General features: G+C 62.3%; 10 protein-coding genes and 1 pseudogene. 4 read left to right on the forward strand and 7 right to left on the reverse strand.

Annotated features, from left to right (window positions below):
• Position 1 precedes the first annotated feature (1 nt).
• Together ACP5MM_RS06990 and ACP5MM_RS06995 are read right to left on the reverse strand one after the other, a co-directional pair.
• Positions 2-541, reverse strand: a complete 540-nt coding sequence (locus ACP5MM_RS06990) for a protoglobin domain-containing protein (RefSeq protein ID WP_427934316.1) — start codon at positions 539-541, stop codon at positions 2-4.
• 230 nt (positions 542-771) lie between these two features.
• Entirely contained in the window at positions 772-1,152 is a 381-nt protein-coding gene (locus ACP5MM_RS06995) for a Gfo/Idh/MocA family oxidoreductase (RefSeq protein WP_427933294.1), read from the reverse strand.
• Between the two features lie 771 nt (positions 1,153-1,923).
• Between ACP5MM_RS06995 and ACP5MM_RS07000 the strand changes: the two genes are divergently transcribed.
• The 4 genes from ACP5MM_RS07000 (at position 1,924) to ACP5MM_RS07015 (ending at position 5,250) form a co-directional block, all read left to right on the forward strand.
• Complete coding sequence (locus ACP5MM_RS07000) at positions 1,924-2,298, forward strand: roadblock/LC7 domain-containing protein (RefSeq protein WP_427933292.1); 375 nt, start codon at positions 1,924-1,926, stop codon at positions 2,296-2,298.
• 18 nt (positions 2,299-2,316) lie between these two features.
• Positions 2,317-2,868, forward strand: coding sequence for a protoglobin domain-containing protein (locus ACP5MM_RS07005; RefSeq protein WP_427934317.1), 552 nt, complete (start codon positions 2,317-2,319; stop codon positions 2,866-2,868).
• Between the two features lie 85 nt (positions 2,869-2,953).
• Positions 2,954-4,216 (forward strand): NRAMP family divalent metal transporter, encoded by a 1,263-nt coding sequence (locus tag ACP5MM_RS07010; protein ID WP_427933286.1) that lies wholly within the window; start codon positions 2,954-2,956, stop codon positions 4,214-4,216.
• Positions 4,217-4,422: 206 nt separating this feature from the next.
• Positions 4,423-5,250 carry a hypothetical protein gene (locus ACP5MM_RS07015; RefSeq protein ID WP_427933284.1) on the forward strand — a complete coding sequence of 276 codons (828 nt, stop codon included), beginning with the start codon at positions 4,423-4,425 and terminating at the stop codon, positions 5,248-5,250.
• 42 nt (positions 5,251-5,292) lie between these two features.
• Here the strand turns inward: ACP5MM_RS07015 and ACP5MM_RS07020 are convergent, their stop codons facing one another.
• From ACP5MM_RS07020 to ACP5MM_RS07040, 5 genes and pseudogenes are all read right to left on the reverse strand, one after another.
• The gene (locus ACP5MM_RS07020; protein WP_427933283.1) at positions 5,293-6,045 is read right to left on the reverse strand and encodes an MBL fold metallo-hydrolase; all 753 of its coding nucleotides are present in this window, start codon (positions 6,043-6,045) and stop codon (positions 5,293-5,295) included.
• A complete protein-coding gene (locus ACP5MM_RS07025) occupies positions 6,042-6,443 on the reverse strand; it encodes a DsrE family protein (RefSeq protein WP_427933281.1) in 402 nt (133 codons plus the stop codon). Before ACP5MM_RS07025 ends, ACP5MM_RS07020 begins: the two co-directional genes overlap by 4 nt.
• Entirely contained in the window at positions 6,440-7,720 is a 1,281-nt protein-coding gene (locus tag ACP5MM_RS07030; RefSeq protein ID WP_427934318.1) for an MFS transporter, read from the reverse strand. Before ACP5MM_RS07030 ends, ACP5MM_RS07025 begins: the two co-directional genes overlap by 4 nt.
• The gene (locus tag ACP5MM_RS07035; RefSeq protein WP_427934319.1) at positions 7,717-8,046 is read right to left on the reverse strand and encodes an ArsR/SmtB family transcription factor; all 330 of its coding nucleotides are present in this window, start codon (positions 8,044-8,046) and stop codon (positions 7,717-7,719) included. The genes ACP5MM_RS07030 and ACP5MM_RS07035 overlap by 4 nt, the downstream gene beginning before the upstream one ends.
• Before the next feature lie 85 nt (positions 8,047-8,131).
• Positions 8,132-8,447: pseudogene (locus tag ACP5MM_RS07040) on the reverse strand (hypothetical protein); the annotation flags it as partial.

The raw sequence follows: 8,447 nt of genomic DNA on the forward strand, positions 1-8,447 counted from the left end.
CTCACACCGTCATCAAACGGTCCAATAGATTCTTGGAAATCCCCGTCACCTGCAGCAATCGCGCATAGTAAGCCCGATCAATCAGATATTGGCACAGGTCCAGTAAACGCAACACCGCCGCCGTCACCGCCCCCTCCGGGTATTGATGGGCCACACCGATGCTGCCCAAGACTTGCGGCAGGGCGGCACGCAGGTAACTCATCCCGAAGGCGGTAAATAACGGCGGAATCCGCGCTTGCACATGGGTCTCCCCGACGCGATCCTGCGCATCGAGGAAAGCGGCATCATGGGGGCCGGTAAATAGCTGTTCCAGCCATTGGGTGATATTCGCCTCCACCAGCGCAGCATGGGCCTCAAGTCGCTGCTCCACTTGCGGGTCGGAGCGCAGCCGCTGCATAAAATGCTGCGCCACCAGCGCCATATGGGGCACCACCTTGGGCCCGACCTCCTGCAAAAGCCGGAGGTCATCGCCCCCAAAGCCGGAAATGGGCAAAAAACTGGACAATTGCGGATCCTGCTGCGCGACGCCCAGAAAATCCATATCCGTTCCTCCCGAGTGAGTAAAAAGCCCAATTTCCAAGTGCCCGCTGCAATAACCAATAAAATTTCTCATGGAATAAAGAAAAAGCGAAGACTGGCAGGGCGTGCCATGGGAAAACAGGCGTCGCCACGGCGCGCAGGGATACCCGCAACCGGGGCCACCGGAGAAAAGGCGCCGGCAAACCCCGGCACCATCAGCATGGAAAACGGCGTTCTTCCTGACGGATCCCCCTAATAGTAACCCGTCTCCTGGTGTACTTCCGGCAGTCCGCCGCCCTCCACGGCAAGCGCCCAGATCATCCGCGCCACGCTCTCCGGTGCAATCACCGTACGCTGATTATGAATGGCCGCCAGCCCTTCCCGCAACTCCTGGCGCACCGCATGGGATCCGGTAAGATCAAAGAGGATATCGATATCCTGGCTCCGCGCGATCAGTTCCTGAATGCCATACACGGGGATACCCGCGTTTGCGGCGGCCGTGCGTCCCGGGGTATTGTTCGGCTCGGCCACGGCAATGATCTGTATGCCCTGACGCGGCTTTTTGCGCAGGGCGTCCAGAAATGCCGAACCCACCCGCCCCAGTCCGATGATGGCTATCGCTTGCTGTTGCATGATGCACCTCTCCTTCCTTGTGGTATAGGCTGCCTATTAGGCGAAAACCGCGGCCCTGTCCAGCAGGCGTGGCATTTATCTCGGGAATGCCGCGAGAGCGCCTGCACCACACGGAAGCAGGCGAACGCCCGGCACTGATCAACTTTCCAAGCAGCTTGAATCGTTCCCGGAGGGAAGGCGAGGTGCGCTTGCCGGACCCCGGCAGGCCCCGGCCCAAGGCTTAGGAGGGTACAGAGGATATGGGCGTCGGCCATTTCCTGCAGGATGCCTTCGGCCCGCAGCGCCGAACTGCCCGGTAGCGCCCCCTGGAACAGCATTTGAACGGTATCCGCAACGGTTTCAGTCACTTTCCATTATCCTGTGGTGGGCGCTGCGAAGCACCCGCTTTCAGCTCAAACCCAAAAAATGAACGCAATGGTAGGATCGCGTATGGACAGACTGCCCAGGAAAGAAGGGGAAATGAAGCCCTGGGCTGGCGCCTGATCGCGGAAGGACCGGACATGAACCATTTGGCGCCTGGACCTCCTGCCGCACAGCCGGACCTTGCAGCGCCCCGGCGGAGTTGGTCCGGATCGGCGATGCCCGGATGGATCCGGCCAGGACGGAAGGAAAGGCCCCATGCCCGCCCCGGATACCGATGGTCGGCTATCAGGACCTTGGCATCCGCAAAAAATCGTCTAACTGATTTGACATCTGATCAATGAGTTATTGGCATTTTCCTGATAAACCAGGGGCCTTGGGATGCGACCCGTTGCGGGCCAGGAGGAAGAGATGGACAAATCGGCAGCTTGTCGCCAGGAAGCCCGGGAGTTGATGCAACGTTTCCCCACCGTGCAGGGCTGGGCCCTCATGAGCCGGGACGGCATCGTCATGCTCGCACAGTTGCCCCCGGGCGTGGACGAGGACCTCCTCGGCACCCTGGGAGCGGCCCTCATCTCCCTCAGCGATCGCTGGGCCGAGTCCCGCAGTGCCTGCGCCACGGAATACATCCTTCTCGGAGATTGCCGGTATCGCCATCTTTTCCTGCCCGCCGGCGGGGAGGGCATTCTCGCCCTCTTTCTCGACGTGAAGGGCGATTGGAACAGCGTCGTCGCCGCCTCCTGCATGCTCGCCGAGCGCATGGGGCAAGTGCTGGAACTGGCTTAGACCGGACCGGGAAAGACCATGAACGCAAACCCCAGCGATGTGCAGACCCTCATCCACATCAGCGGTTTTTCCCCGGAGGATGAGGAGCATCTCCGCCATCTCGGCCAACATCTGGTGCCGCGCCTGCCCGAACTCACGGATCGCTTCTATGGGCGCCTGCTGGCCGATGAACGCACCCGCCCCCATGTGGAGGGCCGCGTGGAGCAGTTGAAAAAGACCCATATCGCCTGGCTCACGGAACTCTTCGCCGGCGATTACGGCGAAGCGTTCATGGCCCACCAGCGGCGCATCGGCGAAGTCCACGTGGCCGCCGGCATTCCGCCTCTCTTCGTGGCGGCCAGCATGAGTTTTCTGCGCGGCGCCTTCCCCGCAGAGATCGAAATCGCCGCCCGGGCGGTGGGCGACCCCATCGGCATCTGCACCGGGGTGGTGCTGCGCCTGCTGGATCTCTGCCAATATCTGATCGATTCGGCCTACGAGGCCGAACGCATGCGGCGGCTGACGGCCGCCACCGGGATGAGCCTGGTCCTGCTGGAGAATCTCATCAGCCTGCGGCCGCTGCGGTACTAAGCCTCCGGGGTTAGGGCACTCCTCTGTTGACTTGAATGGTAATGCGAATTAGTATCGATCGCGTTGTCTTTATCCGGGGGCTCCCATGAATACCCGCATCACATCCGTCGCGCCTGCATCCACGTTGGGCTGGCGCTGGAAAACCTTCCTCGCCGTCCTGGGCCCCGGCATCGTGGTCATGCTTGCCGACACCGATGTCGGGAGCGTGGTCACGGCCGCCCAGAGCGGCGCCCAGTGGGGGTACAAGCTCCTGCTTTTGCAGTTCATCCTCATGCCCATTCTCTACATCGTGCAGGAGTTGACGGTGCGGCTGGGCATTTTCACCGGCAAGGGCCACGGCGAGCTCATCCGCGACACCTTCGGCCAGGGCTGGGCCTGGGTTTCGGTGACGGGCCTCGGCATCGCCTCGGTGGGGGCACTGCTGACGGAGTTTTCGGGTGTGGCCGGGGTCGGCTCCCTCTTCGGCGTACCACGGGCCGTGGCCGTGGGCCTGGCGGCCGCCTTTCTCCTGGTGGTGGTCTGGACTGGTTCCTATCGCCGCGTGGAGCGGGTGGCCATCGCCCTGGGGCTTTTCGAGCTGGCCTTTTTCTGGGTGGCCTGGGCGGCCCATCCGAATATGCAGGAGATGTTGCGCGGACTCATCCATGCCCCGGTCACCAATACGGATTATATGTACCTCGTGGCGGCCAACATCGGTGCCGTCATCATGCCCTGGATGATCTTTTACCAGCAATCAGCCGTAGCCGACAAAAAGCTCCACGCCGAGCACTATCGCGATGCGCGCTGGGATACGGCCATCGGCGCGGTGGTCACCCAGCTCATCATGGCTGCCGTACTGGTGGCCACCGCCGCCACCATCGGCCTCAAAAACCCCCATGCGAGCCTGAATACCGTCGGCCAGATCGCCCATGCCTTCGTGCCTTTCCTGGGTGAGCGGATGGGCGTGGTGGTCTTCAGCATCGGCATCCTCGGCGCCGGCATGGTGGCCGCCATCGTCGTCTCCCTGGCCGCCGCCTGGGGCTTCGGAGAGGTGACGGGCTACAAGCACTCCCTGGAATACCACCCCAAGGAGGCGCCCTGGTTCTACGTCGTCTACACCCTGGCGGTGGTGTCCGGAGCCCTGGCGGTGGTGGCCATCCCCAACCTGGTGAGCCTGACGGTGGCGGTGGAGGTGATGAATTCCTGCCTGTTGCCCATGGTGCTGGGCTTCCTCGTGGCCCTCGCGGTAAAGGCACTGCCCGCGGAGCACCGCCTGCGCGGCTGGTATTTTTGGGTGGTGGTGGCGATTTCCACGCTGTCGGCAGGCCTCGGAGTCTATGGGGGCCTCACCAGCATTCCAGGCTGGTAAATAGCCATGAAATCGTTACCATGCTGGTTCCCGACGGGCATGGATCTTCCGGAGTCGGGCATCTTTTGGCGCGCCACGGCCAGCGCACGCGCCGCTGATGCCCGGACCCCGACACGCTGCCTTCCGTATTCATCGTATCCCCCAGGGGGGATACGCAGCGAACCCGATTCACCTTCTCCCTGAACCGACGACCACGGCGAGGAATCATGAACAAAACAAATCTTTGGCCCATCCCCGCCTTGCTGGCGGCCCTCGTCATGGGTACCCAGGGCGTCCGTGCCGATGATGCCATTCAGGATCCCTGCAGCGGATCGTCCGCCTTGCTCGCCATCCTGGATCGGCCGACGGTATCCGACAGCGCCTGCGTGGTGCAATACGGCCAGGCCGTACTGGAGGCGGGTTATGAGCACGCTGACCTTACGGGGGCCGGAAGCGGCACTGCCGATAATTTTCCCGAGGCGGAACTGCGCTTGGGCTTGCCGGGCAACAACGAATTCGTCCTGCTGCCGCCCAACGACAATCTCCAGCGCATCCCGGGCAGCCCCCGTCTCCAGGGATTCTCGGCCACCACGGTCGGCATCAAGCACGAATTGGGCTATACCAAACATTGGCTGGGGGCCGTGGAAGGCTTGTTTACCTTGCCCTCCGGGAGCCCGGCCTTCGGCAGCCAGGGACTGGGGGTAGCCTTTAACGGCATCGTTGCCTATGCCCCCAGCGACGACACGGGGATCTCCCTGCAATTGGGCGTCACCTCCCAGACCAACCCCGTGCTCGCCGGAGGTGGTCGCTACACCAGCGTCAATCCGGATATCAGCTTCACCTGGCTACCCTGGTGGAATCTGCAATTCTACGGCGAGGTCTTCGGCCAGAGCCGCACGGGGCCGGGTCTGGGGTCCGGTTTTGATGCGGACGGCGGTGTGCAATATCTGCTCACCTCCTACTGTGAAGTGGACCTCGAGGAAGGTGTGCGCCTGAGCGGCAGCCTGGGTGGATTTACCCACTACGTCGGGGCGGGGATGGGTTTCCTCTTCTGATCCATGCAATCGCTGGGAGGGGTTCGCGGGCGGGAAAGATGCTCACCCTCCCTGGAAGGAGGGGTCGCAAAGGCGGCGAAGCGTGTCTGGCATGTCCGCCGGACATTGCCCGCAGGCCAGATTGGCGGGGACGGCGTATGCCATCTTTTGCGGATGGGCCAGTTTCAGATCAGCCATGATGGCCTGGAATTCCGCCAGGCTCCTGCCGGCCAGACGGGGGTTCCGCTCCTTTTCCTGGGCGATTGACGATACATGCCGGTGCTGATAATCATGGGCAGGATAAACCAGGGTAGCGTCGGGCAGGGAAAACAGCTTTTCCTGAACGGAGTGGTACAGGGTGGCGGCGTCGCCATTCTGAAAATCGGTGCGCCCGCAGCCGTCGATGAGCAGGGCGTCGCCGGTGAAGACCCGCCAGGTGTCGCCGTCCACCACCAGATAAGCGTGGTGGGTATCCGTATGCCCAGGGGTAAAAAGTGGTTGAAAATGGAGCGAACCCAAGCTCAGGGGCTGCCCTTCGGCCACTCCGAAATCGGTGCAGGGCAGGCCATCCATGGCTGGCCCGGCAATCCGGCTGCCGACACTGGCCTTGAGCTTGCGGGCGCTGCTCACGTGGTCGGCATGGATGTGCGTCTCCAGGGTATAGCTGAGGCGCAGCCCGAGATCGCCCAGGACCTGCAGATCCCGCTCCGCGGTCTCCAGCACCGGATCCAGGAGCACCGCCTGCCCCGTTTGCGTGCAGCCGAAAAGATAGGTGTAGGTAGCGGATTCCGGTTCGAAGAACTGACGGAAGATCATCGGATTGCACTCCTTCGTGATAGCGGGTGAGCCGGTGGCGCGCAGGCGATGCTGTGGAAGCAGACGACCTCATCCGCCGCACCGATCCAGTCGGACAGGCCCTTCAGGGAATTTTTGCTGACGCCATCCGGTAATGACCTTGTCCATCCCTGACTTTTGAGGGAAGTGCCGCAACACTGCGCGGTCAAACCCAGTTCCAGAAGTTCCTGAAAGAGTTCATGGGTAGCCTTCGTGGATTCCCTTGCCGCGGCCAGCAATCGGATTCCATGACCGGCCAGGAATAGGCGCATCTCCCTGCCCTCGGCGAGCATGGCACCGGCAAGGCGCACCGCGGTATCCGCGCGGAGATTGTCCGCCTCAGCCGGATCGGCATGCAAAACAATCAGCGCTATGGTCATGCACTTTTTCCTTTGTCGTGGGAACGCGGGTGGTGGGTTTCCCGCACGGCCAGGGCCACCCATAGGCCCGACAGCGCCACAATACCCGCCGTGACCCAAATGGCAAACCGTATTTCATGGCTCCATTGCGCCACCAGGCCCAGCAGCACTCCTCCTATGGCATAACCCGTATCGCGCCAGTAACGATAGACGCCGAGGATGCGACCCCGCTCCAGGGGCGGAGCGAGGTCGGACATGGCGGCAACCAGATTGGGATAGAGGAGGGCCATGCCCAGGCCCATGACCAGAGCCGCCAACGCCCACAGGACAAAACCCTGCAGCAGGGCGGTGGCAACCAGCCCGGCAGCCAGCAGAAAAAACCCACTGACGATGGGGAACTTGCGCCCGATGCGATCGGCCAGATGGCCGGTCCAGAGTTGCGAAAGCCCCCAGACGGTGCCGTAAACGCCGGTGATCCAGCCGATGGCCTCCACCCCCATGGCGTGTTCCAGGAAATAGAGGGGAAAGAGGACCCAGACGAGGGTGTCGGCCACCTTGTTGGCCACTCCTGCCTGGCAAAAGGCGCGGTAGCGCGGATTCCGGAAGGAGACCTCGAGAAAACTCTGCATCCAGCTCCGCGTTGGCGAGGGGGAGGATACGGGGTGGGCGGCATGTTCGGCATGGACCCAGGCGATGGTATCGCGCACGCGCAGCAACAACACCAAGGCCAGCAGGATCACCCCCAGGCCGAAGAGCAACAGCGCCCAGCGCGGGCCGTAGAGTACGGCCAGATAACCCGTGCCCAGACCCGCCAGACCCATGCCCACGTAACCAGCCGCCTCGTTGATCCCCACCGCCAGCCCGCGCTGGCGGATGCCAGCGAGATCGATCTGACTGGTCACGGTCATGGTCCAGGTAAAGGCCTGGTTGATGCCGAGAAAGACGTTGGCGGCAATGATCCACCACCAGTTGGGAGCGAAAAAGATCAGCAGCGGAATGGGGATGCCGGCGATCCAGCCCAGCAGCAGGACGCGCTTGCGGCCGATGTGATCGGAAAGGGAACCCGCCACCAGATTGAGCGCCCCTTTTACCAGACCGAAAGCGATGACAAAACTCGCAAGGAATAGAAAAGCCCCCTTTGCCACCCCAAAGTCCTGGGCGAGGGCTGGCAAGACCGTGCGCTCCATGCCGATGACCAAGCCGACAAAGAAGACCTGCACGGTCTGCAGCAGGAACTGGCCGCGATTGCGGGCAATGCCGTGCTGGTGCGCCGTGGTCGGTAGGTGAGCGACACTCATGACGACTCCTTGCGCAGCGGTACGACTTCCGCCAGTTGCCGACGGCAGGCGGTGGTGAGATCCATCTGCTCCAGGATCAATTGCCGCACGATCTCACAGGTCTCCAGCACCTTGGGGCTGGTGAGCCGGTAATGGCAGAAGGTCCCGCACTTGTCGCAGTGCACCAGGCCGCGCGCCTTCAGAATGCTCAGATGCTGGGAGACATTGGCCTTGGACAGGCCGGTGAGTTCGGCCAGTTCCCCGGCGTTGCGTTGCCTTTCGCCCAGATAGTGGATCATCTCCAGGCGCTTGGGATGGGCCAGCGCCGCAGGCGCTGCCCGCCGCAACCATAGAAATAGGACAGGACCCCGTCGGCGCTGCTCCGTTGCTTGAAAACATGGACCACCCCACTAATCGTTAGTTAAGAAATATCTAAACTAGAAAATAGTAGGACTTCTCCTGCTTGTCAATACTATCCAATTCCTTTTCTCCAGGAGGGGCGCAGACGAGTTGGTGGAGTTTGTCGGGTTGCGCATAAACCGCATTTTTCCCGTAACCGGGAAGCCGGAAAAGGGCGCCGCAATGATACGGAGGAAGTTCGACCACGCGATCCGACAGGAGGCCGGCGGCTTCGCCGACGACGCGCACCTGCTCCGGCGTCAAGCGCAGCTCCGCGCGCGGACTTTCTCCCGACCCGGGAGTTTCATGCCGAGCGTTCCCCAACGCTGGCCAGTTCCCGGCTCCACGA

The organism is Acidithiobacillus sp. (assembly GCF_049965315.1).
In the GTDB taxonomy this organism is placed as follows: Bacteria; Pseudomonadota; Gammaproteobacteria; order Acidithiobacillales; family Acidithiobacillaceae; genus Acidithiobacillus_B.

Excerpts from the sequence above, each read along its gene's own strand:
- ACP5MM_RS06990 (WP_427934316.1), bottom strand. The coding sequence starts at position 541 with ATGGATTTTCTGGGCGTCGCGCAGCAGGATCCGCAATTGTCCAGTTTT.
- ACP5MM_RS07000 (WP_427933292.1), top strand. The coding sequence starts at position 1,924 with ATGGACAAATCGGCAGCTTGTCGCCAGGAAGCCCGGGAGTTGATGCAA.
- ACP5MM_RS07010 (WP_427933286.1), top strand. The coding sequence starts at position 2,954 with ATGAATACCCGCATCACATCCGTCGCGCCTGCATCCACGTTGGGCTGG.
- ACP5MM_RS07005 (WP_427934317.1), top strand. The coding sequence starts at position 2,317 with ATGAACGCAAACCCCAGCGATGTGCAGACCCTCATCCACATCAGCGGT.
- ACP5MM_RS07025 (WP_427933281.1), bottom strand. The coding sequence starts at position 6,443 with ATGACCATAGCGCTGATTGTTTTGCATGCCGATCCGGCTGAGGCGGAC.
- ACP5MM_RS06995 (WP_427933294.1), bottom strand. The coding sequence starts at position 1,152 with ATGCAACAGCAAGCGATAGCCATCATCGGACTGGGGCGGGTGGGTTCG.
- ACP5MM_RS07020 (WP_427933283.1), bottom strand. The coding sequence starts at position 6,045 with ATGATCTTCCGTCAGTTCTTCGAACCGGAATCCGCTACCTACACCTAT.
- ACP5MM_RS07015 (WP_427933284.1), top strand. The coding sequence starts at position 4,423 with ATGAACAAAACAAATCTTTGGCCCATCCCCGCCTTGCTGGCGGCCCTC.
- ACP5MM_RS07030 (WP_427934318.1), bottom strand. The coding sequence starts at position 7,720 with ATGAGTGTCGCTCACCTACCGACCACGGCGCACCAGCACGGCATTGCC.